Origin of the sequence: Kribbella sp. NPDC050820, from assembly GCF_040653975.1 — a bacterium.
Lineage (GTDB): Bacteria > Actinomycetota > Actinomycetes > Propionibacteriales > Kribbellaceae > Kribbella.
In genome coordinates this window covers 1-17,132 of record NZ_JBFAHB010000094.1, presented here as the reverse complement: position 1 = coordinate 17,132, position 17,132 = coordinate 1, and the positions used below count along the sequence as shown (strand labels likewise).

The window sequence follows — 17,132 nt, the reverse complement described above, 5'->3', positions numbered from 1 at the left end:
ACTCCCAAGTTCTCGATGACGAATCGGTTCTGAGCCTAGCTGGCAGACCAGCGGGCTGGGTGGACTGTGTCCTCGCTAGCCCACCCCACCGCCCCGGTCAGGGTCGGCCTCCACGATCGCATCAGGTGGCACGAAGCGCGTCAGTAACACTCCGTTGGGAGCCCGATAGACGGCCAAATCACCTGGATCCACACCCAGCAAGACTTCCACAGCCGATCGCCTGCCGACGTGGCTGTTCTTGGACGGTGCCAGATGGACATGAGTACGCCGTCCCGGCAGCAGCCCGTGCGCCTTGATCCCGTCCATTGCCTGGTACGTCGTCCCGTGCCAGAGCAGGTGGTCGGGGTGAACCCGTTCCCAACTGTTCTCCAAGGCTTCACGTGTCACCGGCATCCCGTCCAGCGAGTGCCCCTGACAGGCGCGGATCCGCTCGCCGTCGACCTGCAGCCGCTGCTTGTCGTTCTGCTCGACGGCCGCGTCGAGGGCTGGCCGATCCATCGCCAGCACCTTCAGGACCTCCCCGATCGAGGCCCACCCGTCCGCACTCATCGTGAGGCCGCGCTCACCTGCTGTGTGCCTGAGCAGCCTGGAGATCCTCCGGCTTTCCCTGCTCACAGCAACATCCCCTTCAGCTCCTCCACCCGCTCCCCCGCGTCGTCGCGGCTCACGACGTAGTACCGCACCGGCGGCAGATCCTTGACCGGGATCTTCCGTACGGCGCTGGACACCTTGACCGACCCGTTGACCACGGCCGGACCCACTCCTAGACGGACGAAGTGGACCAGCAGTTCCCACCCCTCCGCCTCCACCGCGACGGACCACCGGATGCCTTGGTCCAGCATGCTCCGCTCCAGCTGCTGCCGGTGTGGCCGCCCCCTCGGCGGTACGACGAGCGCCTCGTCCTGCAGATCCTTCAACCGCACGCTCCGCCGGTCGGCCAGGCGGTGATCGGCCCGCGTGATCAGGGTCTGCGGGTACTGCGCCAGCATTGTGCACTCGAGGTCGTCCGGCGGCACGGTGAGCGCGGTGACTCCGAGGTCCGCTGTGCCTTCGCGCACCGCTCGGAGCGTCTCGCCGGCATCGCCGGTGCGCAGTCGCAACTCGCGGCCCCGGGCCAGGTATCGCCGGACTGGATCGCCGAGCAGGTACAGGTAACTCCCCGATCCCGCGATCAGGACGAGCGGTCGCGGCGGAGCGGCGTCCAGGGTGGTGAGGAAGTCGGCGGCGCGGTCGCGCGTCTCGTTGGCGAACGCGGCGAGCCGCTCCCCGGCCTCGGTCAGGCGAAGCAGCCGGCCCTGCTTGGCGTAGAGCGGCCGTCCCAAACGTCCCTCGAGTTTGCGGATGCGGGTGTGCAGCGCGGGCTGGCTGACGTGCAGTTCCTCGGCGGCGCGGGTGAAGTTGCGGTGCTGCGCGAACACCGCGAAGGCTTCCAGATCCTCCGCGACGAGTTCCATTGGCAGAAACTATAGCTGGCGGAGTGATTACTAGTTCTGCTGAAGAGTTACCGCGGTCAGCCTGGTGACATGAACAGATGGGGAATCGACATCGGCCGGGTGATCATCGACGGATCCCACGGCGCCGGTGACACGTCGTTCTTCTCCGGCGACACCGCGGCCATGCTGCGGACCCCCGCCGTACCGGGGGCTTTCGAGGCGATCGCGCGGCTGGTGCCGTCGTTCGAGGACGCGTGGCTGGTCTCGAAGTGCGGGCCGAGGGTGCAGCAGCGGTCGCTGGAGTGGTTGCGGCACCACCGGTTCTTCGAGCGGACCGGGATTGCCGAGGGCAACGTCCGCTTCTGCCTGCAGCGACCGCAGAAGGCGATCCACTGCGCCGAGCTCGGCATCACGCACTTCGTCGACGACAAGCCGGACGTGATCGCCGCCATCACCCCGGTGGTGCCGCACCGCTACCTGTTCAAGAACTGGCGTGCCACCGAGGAGGCGATCCGGCGCGACCTAGGCTCCGAAGGCGCGGCGGGCGTCGTCGAGCCCCTTGCGGTTCTCGGCCGGGTCGGCGATCCCGGTCCGGACGTCGTTTGAACACCGCCACGCGAAGTACCCGGCCTGCACGGCATACCGCACCTGCAGGAACGCGTCCAGCCCTCCCGCGACCTCGTCCCGCAACTCCGGCCGCTCCTCCAGGTACGCCGGAACGACGACAGCCGGCCCACCGACGTACATGACCGCCGACGCGAGGTCGTACAGCACCGGCCCGTGCATCGCCGAGCCCCAGTCGATCAGCCCGACGGTCCCGTCCGCTTGTCGCAGGAACGCCTCCGGCGCCGGATCCCCGTGCAACCAGGCCCACGTCAACGCCCCGAGCCGCCGTACGCCGTCCAGCGCTCCCTCCACGGCCGGCCGGATCCAGGGCTCGAGGTCCAGCCACGGATCGAGCTGCGTCACCAGTTGGAGCCAGTCCTCCAGCTCGCCCGCAGGCTCCCGGGACACCCCGTGCACGCGTCCCAGCAGTTCGCCGACCGCGCTCGCGTCGGCCTCGGTCAGTGGCTCCCCGTCGACGAACTCCAGCAACCCGATCTGCCGACCGTCGACGCGCTCGACCAGTCGGCCGGCGTCGCTCGGTAGCGGCCGACCTGTCACCAGCCCGGCGTCACTGAGCCGCGTGGCCAGCTCCAGGCCGGGTGCGAACGCGCCGTCGCCGGCATCGACCGATTTCAGCACGACCCGGCGGCCGTCGACCGCGGCGGACCAGGCCGCCGAGTTCATCCCACCCGTCAGCGTCTCGAGGTGAGTTGCGGCCAGACCCCAGCGGTCCTGCAGAAGCTGCGCGATGTCCACCGGCGTCACCCTGCCAGCGCCCCGGCAGCAGCGCACCCGGTTTTAGGCGCGGACCGCCAGCCCATCACAACAGGCGGGCGGGACCCCAGGCCCCGCACGCGGCCGGCCAGCGCGGCCGATTGTGATGGCCTGGGCGTCCGGCACTCGCGCCTCAGCCGGCGGATTCGGTGGTGCGGATGTCGTCGGCGAGGTGGTGGACGGTGGTGCGGAGGGCCTGTTCGGCGTCGACGCCGAGCGTGCGGGCCTCGCGGACAAGCTCCAGGAGTTGCGCGCCGATCCGCTCGGCGTCGGTGGTCGGCTCGGTGGGCTCGGCGTCGGTGGGGAGGAGTTTGGCGGCGCGGCCGAGGACCTTGTCGGCGAGGGCGAGGGCCGGGAGGGCCAGCGGGATGCCTTCGAGGACCGAGGAGCGCTGCTTCTCGGCGGCCTTGATGGTTTCCCAGTTGGCTTCGACGGCGGCGGCGTCGGCCGCGTCGACTGTGCCGAAGACGTGCGGGTGGCGGCGGACGAGCTTTTCGACGATGTCGGCAGCGACGTCGTCGATGGAGTAGCCCTCGTCGGGGTGTTCCTCGGCGATGCGGGAGTGGAACGCGACCTGCAGGAGAAGGTCGCCGAGCTCCTCGCGGAGGTGGTCGCGGTCGCCGGTGTCGATCGCTTCGAGGGTCTCGTAGGTCTCCTCGAGCAGGTACTTCGCCAGGCTCTCGTGGGTCTGCTCCTGGTCCCACGGGCAGTTGCGCCGCAGCCGGTCCATCACCCGCACGAGGTCGATCAGCCGCGCGCCCGGTACGTCGTACGAGCCGTGCAGGATCTCCACGTCGTACGACGGCCGCGGCTCACGACTCACCTGGTCCGCCACCACCCGCAGGAGCCCGGGCTCGCCGTCCTCCCCCACCAGCCAGGCAACCTGGCGACCCTGCTCGGCCGCTGCCGACAGCCAGGCCCAGTGCTCTGCAACTCCACCGTCAACCTGCGTGACGACAACGCCAGAGCCCACCAAGGCCTGCACATCCGGCCGCAGCGTACCGGCACCGGCGGCGCCGACTGCGTCAGCGGATGCGAAGGCCTGCCAGGCGGCGTGGGTGAGGAGGCCTGGAGCCACTCGGGGGCTGGTCAGGACGACCTTGATCGCGCCGCCCGTGTCACCAGGCATGCAGGGGCCTCAGCCCTGGCCCTGCTGGGCGTTCTCGGCGGCTTCGCGCTTGGCCTTGGCCTGGGCGGACTCCTCGGACAGCGAGCCGGAGATCTTGTTGTCGATCGCACCGTCGGTCCACTGGCCGAAGCGCGGCGAGATCTCGACGTTCACGTCCTTGGAGGCTTCCTTGACCAGCTGGATCCCGGCCTGCTGCGCCTGCTGCACGTTCGGGTCCTTGACCCCGCTGCCGCCGCCCAGCTTGATCGTGGCGACCGCGGACGCGGCCACCTCGTGCAGGAAGCCGCGCGCCACCGGGTCCGCCTCGAACTTGGCGAACGCGGTCGGGTCGTTGACCACCAGCTTGGCCGCCTCGGCCGTCTCGGCGTCGCTCACGGTGATCGACCGCTGCTCGCTGACCTGCGACACCAGCGCGTTGTTCACCAGCTCGCTCAGCGCGACCGCGGTGCTGAACTGCTGCCCGAGCGCAGAGCTGACCGCACGCGAGGTCTCGTCGACGTCGCCGACGGTGATCTCGGTCTCGCCGACCACGGCCGCCGCACCCGGGTGCGTCCCCGCCGCGCAGCCGCCGACCAGCAGCACCGACGCCACTGCCGCACCGATGGCCCGAAGCCGTCGCCCTCTGCTCACCGAAAGTCTCCTCGTCTTGTCCGTCGAACCTACACCGAGGCCCCGACCGGCTCGGCAATCACGTCGTCGATCAGCCGGGTGCACCACTGCAGCAGCTCCTGGTCGCGGAGCGGCTGGCCGGCGACCGGCCGGGTGGCAGGTCTCGGCACCAGGATGGTACGCAGTTGCGGCTTGACCAGACTCTTCGGGTACAGCCTGTTCAGCCGCAGCACCTTCGAGTCGGGCAGCTCGACCGGCCCGAACCGGATCAGATTGCCCTGCAGCGTCACGTCGTGCAGCCCCGCCCGGCGGGCGTGGTTGCGGAACTTCGCCACCTCGATCAGGTTCAGCACCGGCTGCGGGATGTCGCCGTACCGGTCGTGCAGCTCCTCGACCAGCTCGGCAATGCCGTCATCGTCGCGTACGGCGGCCAGCCGCTGGTACATCTCCAGCCGCAGCCGCTGCGACGGGATGTAGTCGTGCGGCAGGTGCGCGTCGACCGGCAGCTCGATCTTGACCTCGGGCTCCTCGGCCTGGGTGTCGCCGCGGTACTCCGCGACCGCCTCGCCGACCAGCCGGACGTACAGGTCGAAGCCGACGTCGGCGATGTGCCCGGACTGCTCGCCGCCGAGCAGGTTGCCGGCGCCGCGGATCTCCAGGTCCTTCATCGCGACCGCCATGCCGCCGCCGAGGTCCGCGTGCTGGGCGATGGTGGCCAGCCGGTCGTGGGCGGTCTCGGTCAGCGGCTTCTCCGGCGGGAAGAAAAAGTACGCGTACGCGCGCTCCCGGCCCCGGCCGACCCGGCCGCGGAGCTGGTGCAGCTGGGACAGGCCGAGCAGGTCGGAGCGCTCGACGATCATCGTGTTCGCGTTCGAGATGTCGATGCCGGACTCGACGATCGTCGTACAGACGATCACGTCGGAGCGCTTCTCCCAGAAGTCCTGGATGACCTGCTCGAGGGTGTGCTCGTTCATCTGGCCGTGCGCGACGCTGACCCGCGCCTCGGGGACCAGCTGGCGGATCCGGGCGGCCGCCTTCTCGATCGTGTTCACCCGGTTGTGGACGACGAAGACCTGGCCCTCGCGAAGCAGCTCGCGCCGGATCGCGGCGGTGATCTGGCCTTCCTCGTACGCGCCGACGAAGGTCAGCACCGGGTGCCGCTCCTCCGGCGGGGTGGCGATCGTGGACATCTCCCGGATGCCGGTGATCGACATCTCCAGCGTCCGCGGGATCGGCGTCGCCGACATGGTCAGTACGTCGACCGCCGTCCGCAACCGCTTCAGCTGCTCCTTGTGCTCGACGCCGAACCGCTGCTCCTCGTCGACGATCACCAGGCCGAGGTCCTTGAACTGCATCTCGCCGGACAGCAGCCGGTGGGTGCCGATCACGACGTCCACGGTCCCGTCGGCCAGCCCGTCCAGCGCGGCCTTGGCCTCCTTGTCGGTCTGGAACCGCGACAGCGGCGCCACGTTCACCGGGAAGGCGGCGTACCGCTCGGCGAAGGTCGCGTAGTGCTGCTGCACCAGCAGCGTCGTCGGCACCAGTACGGCGACCTGCTTGCCGTCCTGCACGGCCTTGAAGGCGGCCCGGACGGCGATCTCGGTCTTGCCGTAGCCGACGTCGCCGCAGACGATCCGGTCCATCGGGATGACGCGCTCCATGTCGCGCTTCACGTCGTCGATGGTGGCCAGCTGGTCCGGCGTCTCCACGAACGGGAACGCGTCCTCGAGCTCGCGCTGCCACGGGGTGTCGACGGCGAACGCGTGCCCCTTGGTCGCCTGCCGGGCGGCGTACAGCTTGATCAGCTCGCCGGCGATCTGCCGGACCGCCTTGCGGGCGCGGCCCTTGCGCTTGGCCCAGTCGGCGCCGCCCATCTTGTCCAGGGTGGGCTGCTCGCCGCCGACGTAGCGGGTGACCTGGTCGAGCTGGTCGGTCGGCACGTACAGCCGGTCGCCGGGCTGGCCACGCTTGCTCGGGGCGAACTCGATGACGACGTACTCGCGGGTGGCCTTCTGGGCGCCGGAGCCTACGGTCCGCTGCATCATCTCGACGTACCGGCCGACACCGTGCTGCTCGTGCACGACGTAGTCGCCGGGCTGCAGCTCGAGCGGGTCGATGGTCTTCTTCCGCCGGCTCGGCATCCGTTGCTGCGAACGCCGTTCGGCCGCCGACCGCTGACCGGCCAGGTCGTTCTCGGTGAGCACCGCGAACTTGATGCCGTCGGCAATGAACCCGTGGTCGAGCTGGCCCTGCGAGATCAGGACGACGCCCGGCTCGGGGATCTCCTCGATGCCCTCGACCGCACGGGCCGGCAGCTCAGCCTCGGAGAACACCTCGGCCAGGCGTTGGGCCGGGCCGTGGCCCTCGGTGACGCAGACGACACGCCAGCCGTCCCGCAACCAGCCGCGGATGTCCTCGACCGCGGCCGAGGTCTCACCGCGGTACGGGTCGACCTCGTGCGCCTCGATGGCCCGGCTACGGACCGCACCGGTCTCGGTGTCGATGTCGAACGCGACCCGCTCGCCCATCGAGTCCCGCAGCTCCGGGCCGTCGGTGGGCGCGGCCGCGAACGGCGACATGCTCCACCAGGCCAGGCCGTTGCTCAGCGCATGCGACCGGACATCGCCGAGTGACATGTACGCCGCCGCGCCCAAGTCGATCGGCGCCTCGCCACCACCGGCAGCAGCCGCCCAGGACGCCTCCAGGAACTCCTGGCTGGTCGCAACCAGGTCGTGTGCACGCGCCCGCACCCGCTCCGGATCGCTGACGACGACATGCGTGCCGGCCGGCATCAGGTCGACCAGCAGCTCCATCGAGTCGACCAGCACCGGCGCCAGCGACTCCATGCCCTCGACGGCATGCCCCTCGGCCAGCTTCTCGAACAGCTCGGCGAGCTCCGGGTGCTCCTTCGCCAGTACGGCGGCCCGCGACCGGACCTGGTCGGTCAGCAGCAGCTCACGGCACGGAGGGGCCCACAGGCCGTGCTCGGCGATCTCCAGCGAGCGCTGGTCGGCGACCGCGAAGTACCGCACCTCCTCGACGTCGTCGCCGAAGAAGTCGACCCGCAGCGGGTGCTCCTCGGTCGGCGGGAACACATCGATGATGCCGCCGCGGACCGCGAACTCACCGCGCCGCTCCACCAGGTCGACCCGGTGGTACGCCGCCCCGGCCAGCGCCTCGACGACCTCCTCCAGCTCGACCGTGTCGCCGACATGCAGCTGGACGGGCTTCAGGTCGGCCAGACCGGCGACCTGCGGCTGCAGCACGGACCGTACCGGCGCGACCAGGATCTTGATCGGCCCGGTCGTCTCGTCCGACGGGTCCGGATGCACCAGACGGCGCAGTACGGCGAGCCGGCGGCCGACCGTGTCGGACCGGGGCGACAGCCGCTCGTGCGGCAGCGTCTCCCAGGCCGGGTAGTACGCGACGGTGGCGGGGTCTACCAGGCACTGCAGGGCCTCGGTGAGCTCCTCCGCCTCCCGGAACGTCGCGGTGACCGCGAGCACCGGTCGATCGGCGCCGTTCTGCTCCGCGGCCAGCGCCGCGAGCAGGACCGGGCGGATCGGGCCCGGGGCGCTCAGGTCGAGCGCGGTGACGGTGTCGGTCTTGGCGTCGCGAACGGCCTCGGCCACCACCGGATCGGTGACCAGGGTGTCGACGAGGCCGCCCAGTTTCACGAGTTGTACTTCCCTTGGGTCGCTTCCAGGCCGTCGGTGAGCAGTGACTCGACCGCGTCCGCGGTCCGGTCGACGGCGAAAGGAAGGTCCTTGCGCTCGGTCGAGGAGAACTCGTTCAGGACGAAGTCGGCGGGGTTCTGCCGGCCCGGTGGACGACCCACACCGAACCGGACTCGATAGTACTCACCGGTGCCAAGCGATTTCCGCAGCGACTTCAGCCCGTTGTGGCCGTTGTCGCCCCCGCCGAACTTGGCCCGCAGTACGCCGAAGTCGATGTCCAGCTCGTCGTGCACCACGACCAGGCCGGTGGGCTCGACCTTGAAGAACTTCAGCAGCCCGGACACCGGGCCGCCGGACTCGTTCATGTACGAGCGCGGCTTGGCCAGCACGGTCCGGATCCCGCTGATCCGGGTCTCGATCACCTCGGCCCGGACCTGCTTGTGCTGCTTCCACTTGCCGCCGGCCCGGGCGGCCAGCTCGTCGGCGACCAGGTGGCCGACGTTGTGCCGGGTGCGGGCGTAGGAAGGGCCGGGATTCCCCAGTCCGACGACCAACCACACGTCGTCCGCCACGGATCCCGGCCCTCCTGAAGGTTCTGCTGCGCTGAGGAGACTACTCCGCGGCGGCGGCCACCGGCTCCTCGGCCGGAGCCTCCTCGGTCTTCTCTTCCTTCTCGATGCCGGCCTCGGCCTCGGCGCCGGCCAGCTCGGCCTCGAGCTGCTCGGCGGTCTGCTGGGCCGTCACGTTCACGATCAGGGTGTCCGGCTCGGTGACCAGCGTGGTGCCGCTCGGCAGGGACAGGTCGGAGGCGTGGATCTGGGCGCCGACCTCGAGGCCCTCGATCGACACGGTGATGCTCTCCGGGATGTGGGTGGCCTCGGCCTCGACCAGCACGGTGGCGTGCTCGGTGACGACCAGGGTCTCGCTGACGGCCTCGCCCTCGAGGTGCACCGCGACCTCCACCTGGACCTTCTCGCCGCGCTTCACGATCACCAGGTCGACGTGCTCGATGAAGCCCTTCAGCGGGTCGCGCTGGACCTGCTTCGGCAGCGCCAGGTGGCTCTCGCCGCCGGCGACCTCGATCAGCAGCAGGGCGTTGGCGGTCTTCAGGGCCAGCATGGTGTCGTGGCCGGGCAGCGTGATGTGCACCGGGTCACTGCCGTGGCCGTACAGGACTGCGGGAACCTTGTTGTCCCGGCGGATTCGGCGGGCAGCACCCTTGCCGAACTCCGTGCGCGATTCGGCTTGGATCTTGACCTCGGCCACGAGATGGACTCCTCAGTGCGTTGCGGTGATCTGTTGTCTAGGTGGAACTCGGCTGCGGCCTCAGCGGGCGCCTTGTGACCCCGGAGAAGGCGTCAGGCAACGAACCACCGCGTCGATCACGGAGCCGCGCCCAACAGTTCTCGGGGGGCGTCCCTCGCCGAGGCAACCAAAACAGTCTACCCATCACCCCGCCCGGACAGGAAATCCGTTCCTCGGCTGCGCAATCGCGGGCCCGGACGGTGAATTTCCCCCAGCGGGCTATACCGGAACCGGGTGGCCCGGCGGTTCGGCTACTTTGCTGGCGTGTTGGCCCCGATGCTCGTGCTCCCGCTGATCGTTGCCCTGCTGATCACTCTGCTGGTCGTGTTCATCGTGGTGATCCACAAGAAGGGCTCCGCCGTCCTGCGTCGGCGCGCTGCGGAGGCAGCTCAGGCCGGCTGGGTGCTCGCGCCGCCGAACCCGTGGCTGATGGAGGTCGCGGCGCGGTTGTTCACGTACGGCGAGCCCGGGGAGATGTTCGCCGGGGAGTTCCGCGGGCGCGGGATATGCGTGCTGGACTACGTCTTCTCGACCGCCGGAGCGAACGGTCAGCCGCAGCGGCGGATCGTGCACCTGGTCGCGCTCACCCTGCCGGTCGCCCTCCCACCGCTGACGCTGAGCCAGGGGTTCAACGACAAGTTCAAGGTCGACTGCGCGGACGAACGGTTCGCCTCGGCGGTGCTGACGCCGCGGATGATGGAGTGGATGCTGTCCAACGGCGGCCTGGAGTGGCAGGTCGCCGGGAACGCGCTGGTCTCCTGGGGCGACAACTCGTTCGTCGTCCGCGACGTGCTGAACCGCCTCGAGGCGTTGAACGGCGTGATCGAGCGCATCCCGCCGGACGTCTACCGCGCCTACGGCCCGCGGGCTATGTGAGCTTGGTCCAGACCTGGCGGAGGGCGCGGGCGGCATCGCCTTCGAGCCCGGCCTCGTCCAGGGTCTCCGCGAGCTCGTCGAACTCCGGTCCCCAGCGCCAGGCGACGCGGCGGAGCTGATCGGGCAGGGCCGGGTCGCTCAGCGAGCCGGCGTCCCCGCGGACCTGCTGTGCGGTCAGCGCCTCCGTCACCCCGTGCTTCTCGGCCAACTGGAAGGCGAGAACGGCCAGCGCCGCCTTGCCCTTGTTGTAGAGCGCGTACGACGACTTGGCCGCGCTGGCCGCACCTGGTTCGGCACCGACCACCATGGGCGTGACCGCGGTCCCTGCCCACAGCCCGGCGGCCTGCTCAGCCGCTGCGCCGGACAGCATTAGGTGCGTCGGGCTCGGCCCACCCGTCGGCGGTGGGCCGACCACTCCGGCGTCCACGAACGTCGCCCGAGCGACCGCCTCCTGCGCCTCCCGCAGTGACTTCGGCGACAGCGGGTTCGCCTCGATGTACAGCCCGTCGAACCCGGCCTGCCCCACCTGTACGGCGATGTCCAACGCACCCTGGGGCGCGCACGAGCACAGCACCGCCTCAGCCCGTCCGACGGCCTCGGCGAACGGTGTGCCGATCAGGCCGGCGTCGGCGGCGCGCGCCGTACTCTCCGGGCTGCGGCCGTCCGGGACCCAGTGCACTTCGTGGCCCGCGGCAACCAACTGCGCGGCCAGCTTCGAACCCATCGCGCCGGGGTGGAACACAGCGATCCGCATGGAGTGATCCTCAGGGTGAGCGGTCAGTGCTCCCCAAGATATGCCAGTACGGCGAGCACCCGCCGATGCTGCTCGTCGTTCGTCAGCGGGCCGAGCCTGGCGAGGATGGCTGACGATCGTCGCGACGTTCGTCGTACCCGGGAACGGCGTGGCAGGCCTGATCACCGCGCTGCCGATGACGGCAGCGTCGCTGGGTACGGCGTACTACGCGTGGCGGCGCGCCTGATCAGGCTCGGCCTATGCGCGGCCGTCGAACAGGCTGGTCACCGAGCCGTCCTCGAAGACCTCGCGGATGGCCCGGCTGATCAGCGGCGCGATCGAGAGCTCGGTGAGCTTGTCGAACCGGCGGTCCTCCGCGATCGGCAGCGTGTTGGTGACGATCACCTCGCTGGCCTGGCAGTTCTTCAGCCGGTCCACCGCCGGGCCGGACAGGATCGCGTGCGTCGCCGCGATCACGACCCCGGCGGCGCCGTCGGCGTACAGAGCGTCGGCTGCCTTGGTGATGGTGCCGGCGGTGTCGATCATGTCGTCGACCAGGATGCAGACCCGGTCCTTGACCTCACCGACGACCCGGTTCGCGACCGTCTCGTTCGGCCGGTCGATGTCGCGGGTCTTGTGGATGAAGGCCAGCGGTACGCCGTTCAGCCGGGCCGACCACTGCTCGGCCACCTTGATCCGGCCGGCGTCTGGCGAGACCACGGCCAGCTTCTGGTCGCCGTACTTGTTCTGCACGTACTCGCTCAGGATCGGCAGCGCCATCAGGTGGTCCACCGGGCCGTCGAAGAAGCCCTGGATCTGCGAGGTGTGCAGGTCGACGCAGATCAGCCGGTTCGCGCCCGCGGTCTTGAACAGGTCGGCCATCAGCCGGGCCGAGATCGGCTCCCGGCCACGGTGCTTCTTGTCCTGTCGCGCGTACCCGTAGAACGGCAGCACCACGGTGATCCGCTTGGCCGACGCCCGCTTCAGCGCGTCGACCATGATCAGCTGCTCCATGATCCACTCGTTGATCGGCGAGGTGTGGCTCTGGATCACGAACGCGTCGCTGCCCCGGACCGACTCCTCGAACCGGACGTAGATCTCGCCGTTCGCGAAGTCGTAGGCCGACGTCGGGACCAGGCCGGCGCCGAGCTGCTCGGCGACCTCCTCGGCCAGACCGGGGTGAGCCCGGCCGGAGAACACCATCAGGTTCTTCTCGGTGGTTCGCTTCATGCCGCTCATGGCCGGCCTCCCGTTACGCCTTCTCGCCAGTGTCGCCCACAGCAGCGTCGTCCGTCTGCTGCGCGGCCAGGGCCTCCTCGGCAGCCTTCGCCGTCTTGGTACCCGCCCGCTTCCGGGCCACCCAGCCCTTGATGTTGCGCTGCCGGCCACGCGCGACCGCGATCTCACCGGGGCCGACGTCCTCGGTCAGCGCCGTACCGGCGGCCAGGTAGGCGCCGTCCGCAATCGTCCGCGGCGCGACCAGCACCGAGTTGCTGCCGATGAACGAGTGCTTGCCGACGTGCGTCGGGTGCTTCTTGACCCCGTCGTAGTTGGCGAAGATCGTGCCGGCGCCGATGTTCGCGCCCTCGCCGATCGTGGCGTCACCGGCGTACGTCAGGTGCGGCACCTTGGCGCCGTCGCCGATGCTGGTGTTCTTGGTCTCGACGAAGGTGCCGATCTTGCCCTTCACGCCGACGCTCGTGCCCGGGCGGAGGTAGGCGAACGGGCCGACCGAGGCCTGCGGACCGATCTCGGACTGTGATCCGTGCGTCCGGATGATGGTCGCCTGGGCACCGACCTTCACGTCGGTCAGCGTGGTGTCCGGGCCGATCGTGGCGCCCTCGTCGACCGTGGTGGCGCCGTGCAACTGGGTGTTCGGCAGCAGGGTGACGTCGCGGGCCAGCTGGACGGTCTGGTCGACCCAGGTGGTGTTCGGGTCGACGATCGTGACGCCGGCGCGCATCAGCTTGTCGAGCGTACGGCGGTTCAGCTCGGCGCGGAGCGCGGCCAGCTGGACGCGGTCGTTCACGCCCTCGGTCTGCATCGCATCCTCGATCACGTACGCACCGACGCGCTTACCTTGGGATCGGGCGATCGCGAGGACGTCGGTCAGGTACAGCTCGCCCTGCGCGTTGTCGGTGGTGATCTGGCTCAGGCCGTCGCGCAGCGTGGCCGCGTCGAACGCGTAGATCCCGGCGTTGATCTCGTCGATCTGGCGCTGCGCCGGCGTCGCGTCCTTGTGCTCGACGATCCCGGCGACAGTGCCGTCATCGCCCGGGATGATCCGCCCGTACCCGGTCGGGTCCGGCACCCGCGCGGTCAGCACGGTCACCGCGTTGCCCTGCTTGTCGTGCTCGGCGACCAACTCCTGCAGCGTCTCCGCCTCCAGCAGCGGCACGTCACCCGAGGTGACGACGACCGAGCCCTCGAAATCCTGCGGTACGGCGGCCAGGCCGCAACGGACCGCGTCACCGGTGCCCAGCTGCTGCTCCTGGACGGCGGTCTTCACCTCGGGGTCCACGGTGGCGAGGTGCGCCTCGACCAGCTCGCGGCCGTTGCCGACCACGACCACCAGGTGCTCCGGGGCGAGTGCACGGGCGGTGACCACGGCGTGCCCGACGAGACTGCGCCCGCCGATCTCGTGCAACACCTTCGGGGTCGCCGATTTCATCCGGGTTCCCAGACCGGCGGCCATGATCACGACCGCCGCGGGACGATGGGAAGTCACGCGGTCTTCTCCTCGAGTTCCCTGCGAGTTTCTGGAGCCAGTATCAGCATGGGCACTCGAAACGGTGCCCGCGCAAGCCTACTTGCTCCCCCGCACGCCCCCGACCGGCCCCACCCGAACGCCGTGACCCGCCTCACGCGGTGCTGACTCTCCGTATCTTCCCTGCCATCACCCTGTGGACTTCGCCGCCGCCCTCACCACACTCATCGCCCTGGCCGCTGCCCTGACCACCGCAATAACCCTCACCCGCCAGTCCCGCCGCCCCCGCACCCTCCCCCTCCTCACCCGCCACCAGCCAGACGCCGGGGCCGTCCCGTCCCAACCGCAGCAGGGCTGGGAAAAGCCGAAACGCCGCCCGGACCCGTGGCCGCCCGCCTCCCAGCCACGTTGGCAACCGCCTGGCCAGCCGCAGCAGGGTGGGCAACTGCCTGGCCAGTCCCAGCCGGGTTGGGAACCACCCGGCCAATCGCAGCCGCCGAAGCCGGCGGGTGAACGACCCACCTCCCCGGGTCCGTGGCAGCCCCCAACCGAACGCCGCCGCGCCCCCGCCCCCGGCGGCGCTCCCGCTCCCACCACCGACACCGGCGGCCCCGCTCCCACCGCCGACACCGGCGGCCCCGCTCCCACCGCCGACACCGGCGGCCCCGCTCCCACCGCCAGCAGCAGACCCCCAGCCCTTGCTCCAGCCCCACCCGCCGACCCCCTCGCCGCCCTCACCCCCACCCAACAGGCCGCGATCATCACCGCCCTCCGCGCCGAACTCGCCGCCGCCGCCAAAACCGCCGACCGCAAAGCCCTCTACGCCAACCTCCTCTTCTTCACCGCCGGCCTCCTCGCCAGCATCCTCATAACCCTCCTCATCCAACCCCTCTGACCGCGCCTTTCCCGGGCCCTCCCACCGCACCCGCCGGCTGCCATCCTGGGTGGGTCAGCGATCAGACGAAGGAGCTTTCATGAGTTTGTCGCTCGGAGCAATCGTGCTGAACGTCCCGGACAGGGTGCGGTCGGCAGCCTTCTGGAGCCAGGCGCTCGGGTACGACCCTGACCCGGGCAACCCGGACTTCCTCGGTCCCAGGAACGGGCACGGGTCCCGCATCCACCTCGACGAAACCGACCGCACCCACCTCGACCTCTGGGTAGACAAGACCACCTCCACCCCCGAGGCCGAAGTCGAGCGCCTCGTCGCCCTCGGCGCCCGCCGAGTCGAGGACTGGGTCTATCCCCCGGACGCCGACTTCATCGTCATGGAAGCCCCCGACGGCACCACCTTCTGCATCATCGGCTGACCCCCAGCCTCGCAACTCCGTGACTACGGCTACTCGGATTCAGGCGAATGAGTGCTCGGCGAAGCTGAGGCCGCCGCGTTCGGCCGGTGTGAGCAGTTGGCGGCGTACGTGCTGGGGCGGTCGGCGGAGGTACTGCGTGAAGCCGGCCGAGCGGAGGCGGAGGTCGAAGTTGTGGCCCTCGAGGTGCCACAACGGATCAGGAGTCGCGTCCGGCGGATCGAGACGGTGCAGTGCGTCGATCTCCAGCAGCTCGTGCAGCGGCCCGAAGTCACCCCGGATCTCCCAGGCACCCTCGAACACGAGCGTCGCCGGCGCAATCCAGAAACTGAACGCCTGACCATCCACCCACCGAACGATGTAGTCGACGTCAAGCAGCACACGCGCCGGCGGCAGCGTCCCGTCGTCGTACTCACCGATGCTCACCGCATGGATCCGGCAGTCATGCCACCCCATCACGGCGAAGTCGGCATCCGTCCAGGTCGCCTTGGTCAACCCCGACGGCTCATGCGGCAGCGCGATCACCGCGCCAGTATCCAGCCACTAGGGTGTGCCGGGTCCGTTCGTCGCGGTGGGGAGGGTTGTGGAGCTCGGGTTGGTGGGGCAGGCGATCGGGATGTTCGCGATCACCAACGTCGACGACCTCGTGATCCTCGCGCTGTTCTTCGGACAAGCACAACGCGCCGGCCGGACCGGCGCCGTACGGATCGTGGTCGGACAGTACCTCGGATTCATCGCCATCCTCGCGGCGTCCATCCTCGGCGCGCTCGGCGCCGGACTGCTGCCTGACGCCGCGATCCCGTACCTCGGCCTGCTCCCGCTGGCACTCGGACTGCGCGCCGCCTGGTCGGTCTGGCGCGACCGCGGCAAGCCGGAGGAGCACAACGTGACCGCCGTGACGAGCTGGCAGGTCGCCGCGGCCACGTTCGCGAACGGTGGCGACAACATCGGCGTCTACGTCCCCGTCTTCGCCACCGCGGGAATCGGCCGTACGACGATCTTCGTCGCGGTGTTCCTGGTCGGCGTAGCAGTGTGGTGCGCCGCCGGCCGCTACTTCGCCACGCGCCCCGTGATCGCCCAAGCCCTCGCCCGCTGGGGCCACATCCTGCTCCCCATCGTCTTGATCGCAATCGGCCTCGCCATCCTCGCCGAAGCTCTCTGATCGTTGTGTCCCCGCCCCTCGTCGTCGAATAGGATCCGGCTGAGTGATGCGCTCGAAACTTCTTCAGCAGGTGGCCGACCTCGTGCCGACCGCGGTCGGCGACGACTGTGTGCGCGTAGGCATCGACGGTCCCGACGCCGCCGGCAAGACCACCTTCGCTGACGAGTTGGCCGACGTACTGCGCTCTCTTGGACGACACGTCATCCGCGTCTCGGTCGACGACTTCCACAACGTCCGCGACCTCAGGTACCGCCGCGGTCGCCTGTCACCTGAAGGTTTCTGGCTGGACGCGTTCAACTACGACCGTCTCCGCTCCGACGTCCTCGACCCTCTGGGCCCAGCCGGCTCCCGCCGGTACCGCCGAGCCGCCCATGACCTGACCACGGATCGCGTCCTCACCCCGCCGTACGAAACCGCCACGCCCAACGCAGTCCTCGTCGCCGACGGCCTCTTCCTCCACCGCGACGAACTCGCCACCTGCTGGGACTTCTCGATCCTCCTCACCGTCCCGTTCGACGTGACCACCCAAAGAATGGCCACCCGAGACGGCACCAACCCAGACCCCAACCACCCCACGATCCAGCGCTACATCGCCGCCCAACACCTCTACACCAACGCCTGCGATCCCCACTCCCTAGCCACACTCATCATCGACAACACCACCCCCGAAACCCCACACCTAGTCCGCTGCCCCTAGCAGCCGCACCCAAGAGCCCACGGCAACTGGGTTTCCCCTCGTAGCGTGGAGACATCCCCTTTGAGGTGAGGGCGATGGCTGAGGCACGAAGGAAGTTCGATCAGGAGTTCAGGCAGGGCG

At 69.8% G+C, this 17,132-nt stretch carries 19 protein-coding genes; 7 read left to right on the top strand and 12 right to left on the bottom strand.

Features of this window, described 5'->3' with window-relative positions:
• Positions 1 to 75: 75 nt before the first annotated feature.
• Positions 76 to 615, bottom strand: a complete 540-nt coding sequence (locus AB0H36_RS42875) for a tRNA 2'-phosphotransferase (protein ID WP_360536963.1) — start codon at positions 613 to 615, stop codon at positions 76 to 78.
• On the bottom strand, positions 612 to 1,454 hold the full coding sequence (locus tag AB0H36_RS42870; RefSeq protein ID WP_360536961.1) for a LysR family transcriptional regulator: 843 nt from the start codon (positions 1,452 to 1,454) through the stop codon (positions 612 to 614). The genes AB0H36_RS42875 and AB0H36_RS42870 overlap by 4 nt, the downstream gene beginning before the upstream one ends.
• 69 nt (positions 1,455 to 1,523) lie before the next feature.
• Between AB0H36_RS42870 and AB0H36_RS42865 the strand changes: the two genes are divergently transcribed.
• Entirely contained in the window at positions 1,524 to 2,039 is a 516-nt protein-coding gene (locus AB0H36_RS42865) for a hypothetical protein (protein WP_360536959.1), read from the top strand.
• Here the strand turns inward: AB0H36_RS42865 and AB0H36_RS42860 are convergent.
• The 6 genes from AB0H36_RS42860 to AB0H36_RS42835 form a co-directional block, all read right to left on the bottom strand.
• Positions 1,956 to 2,795, bottom strand: a complete 840-nt coding sequence (locus AB0H36_RS42860) for a phosphotransferase (RefSeq protein WP_360536957.1) — start codon at positions 2,793 to 2,795, stop codon at positions 1,956 to 1,958. The genes AB0H36_RS42865 and AB0H36_RS42860 overlap by 84 nt on opposite strands.
• A gap of 151 nt (positions 2,796 to 2,946) precedes the next feature.
• Positions 2,947 to 3,942, bottom strand: a complete 996-nt coding sequence (locus AB0H36_RS42855; protein ID WP_360536955.1) for a MazG family protein — start codon at positions 3,940 to 3,942, stop codon at positions 2,947 to 2,949.
• Between the two features lie 9 nt (positions 3,943 to 3,951).
• Positions 3,952 to 4,572, bottom strand: coding sequence for a hypothetical protein (locus AB0H36_RS42850; RefSeq protein WP_360536953.1), 621 nt, complete (start codon positions 4,570 to 4,572; stop codon positions 3,952 to 3,954).
• 29 nt (positions 4,573 to 4,601) lie between these two features.
• Positions 4,602 to 8,228 carry a transcription-repair coupling factor gene (gene mfd / locus AB0H36_RS42845; protein WP_360536951.1) on the bottom strand — a complete coding sequence of 1,209 codons (3,627 nt, stop codon included), beginning with the start codon at positions 8,226 to 8,228 and terminating at the stop codon, positions 4,602 to 4,604.
• The gene (pth, locus tag AB0H36_RS42840) at positions 8,225 to 8,800 is read right to left on the bottom strand and encodes an aminoacyl-tRNA hydrolase (protein WP_360536949.1); all 576 of its coding nucleotides are present in this window, start codon (positions 8,798 to 8,800) and stop codon (positions 8,225 to 8,227) included. Before pth ends, mfd begins: the two co-directional genes overlap by 4 nt.
• A gap of 40 nt (positions 8,801 to 8,840) precedes the next feature.
• Positions 8,841 to 9,494, bottom strand: a complete 654-nt coding sequence (locus AB0H36_RS42835; protein WP_360536947.1) for a 50S ribosomal protein L25/general stress protein Ctc — start codon at positions 9,492 to 9,494, stop codon at positions 8,841 to 8,843.
• A gap of 303 nt (positions 9,495 to 9,797) precedes the next feature.
• On the opposite strand from AB0H36_RS42835, the gene AB0H36_RS42830 reads away from it, so the two are divergent.
• On the top strand, positions 9,798 to 10,409 hold the full coding sequence (locus AB0H36_RS42830) for a hypothetical protein (RefSeq protein WP_360536945.1): 612 nt from the start codon (positions 9,798 to 9,800) through the stop codon (positions 10,407 to 10,409).
• Here AB0H36_RS42830 and AB0H36_RS42825 read toward each other — a convergent pair.
• Complete coding sequence (locus AB0H36_RS42825; RefSeq protein ID WP_360536943.1) at positions 10,402 to 11,163, bottom strand: DUF1932 domain-containing protein; 762 nt, start codon at positions 11,161 to 11,163, stop codon at positions 10,402 to 10,404. The two genes, AB0H36_RS42830 and AB0H36_RS42825, sit on opposite strands and share 8 nt — an antisense overlap.
• Before the next feature lie 40 nt (positions 11,164 to 11,203).
• On the opposite strand from AB0H36_RS42825, the gene AB0H36_RS42820 reads away from it, so the two are divergent.
• The gene (locus AB0H36_RS42820; protein ID WP_360536941.1) at positions 11,204 to 11,389 is read left to right on the top strand and encodes a hypothetical protein; all 186 of its coding nucleotides are present in this window, start codon (positions 11,204 to 11,206) and stop codon (positions 11,387 to 11,389) included.
• A gap of 11 nt (positions 11,390 to 11,400) precedes the next feature.
• On the opposite strand, the gene AB0H36_RS42815 is transcribed toward AB0H36_RS42820, so the two are convergent.
• Positions 11,401 to 12,381, bottom strand: a complete 981-nt coding sequence (locus AB0H36_RS42815; RefSeq protein ID WP_360536939.1) for a ribose-phosphate diphosphokinase — start codon at positions 12,379 to 12,381, stop codon at positions 11,401 to 11,403.
• Positions 12,382 to 12,394: 13 nt separating this feature from the next.
• A complete protein-coding gene (gene glmU / locus AB0H36_RS42810; protein WP_360536937.1) occupies positions 12,395 to 13,870 on the bottom strand; it encodes a bifunctional UDP-N-acetylglucosamine diphosphorylase/glucosamine-1-phosphate N-acetyltransferase GlmU in 1,476 nt (491 codons plus the stop codon).
• 175 nt (positions 13,871 to 14,045) lie between these two features.
• Here glmU and AB0H36_RS42805 point away from each other — a divergent pair, with 175 nt between their 5' ends.
• Both AB0H36_RS42805 and AB0H36_RS42800 read left to right on the top strand, forming a co-directional pair.
• A complete protein-coding gene (locus AB0H36_RS42805) occupies positions 14,046 to 14,744 on the top strand; it encodes a hypothetical protein (RefSeq protein WP_360536935.1) in 699 nt (232 codons plus the stop codon).
• A gap of 79 nt (positions 14,745 to 14,823) precedes the next feature.
• Positions 14,824 to 15,156: a VOC family protein gene (locus AB0H36_RS42800; RefSeq protein ID WP_360536933.1), complete on the top strand. Its 333-nt coding sequence runs from the start codon at positions 14,824 to 14,826 to the stop codon at positions 15,154 to 15,156.
• A gap of 39 nt (positions 15,157 to 15,195) precedes the next feature.
• On the opposite strand, the gene AB0H36_RS42795 is transcribed toward AB0H36_RS42800, so the two are convergent.
• A complete protein-coding gene (locus tag AB0H36_RS42795; protein ID WP_360536931.1) occupies positions 15,196 to 15,678 on the bottom strand; it encodes a hypothetical protein in 483 nt (160 codons plus the stop codon).
• A gap of 58 nt (positions 15,679 to 15,736) precedes the next feature.
• Between AB0H36_RS42795 and AB0H36_RS42790 the strand changes: the two genes are divergently transcribed.
• Positions 15,737 to 16,315 (top strand): cadmium resistance transporter, encoded by a 579-nt coding sequence (locus AB0H36_RS42790; protein ID WP_360536993.1) that lies wholly within the window; start codon positions 15,737 to 15,739, stop codon positions 16,313 to 16,315.
• Positions 16,316 to 16,361: 46 nt separating this feature from the next.
• Positions 16,362 to 17,012, top strand: a complete 651-nt coding sequence (locus AB0H36_RS42785) for a uridine kinase (protein ID WP_360536929.1) — start codon at positions 16,362 to 16,364, stop codon at positions 17,010 to 17,012.
• Positions 17,013 to 17,132: the final 120 nt, after the last annotated feature.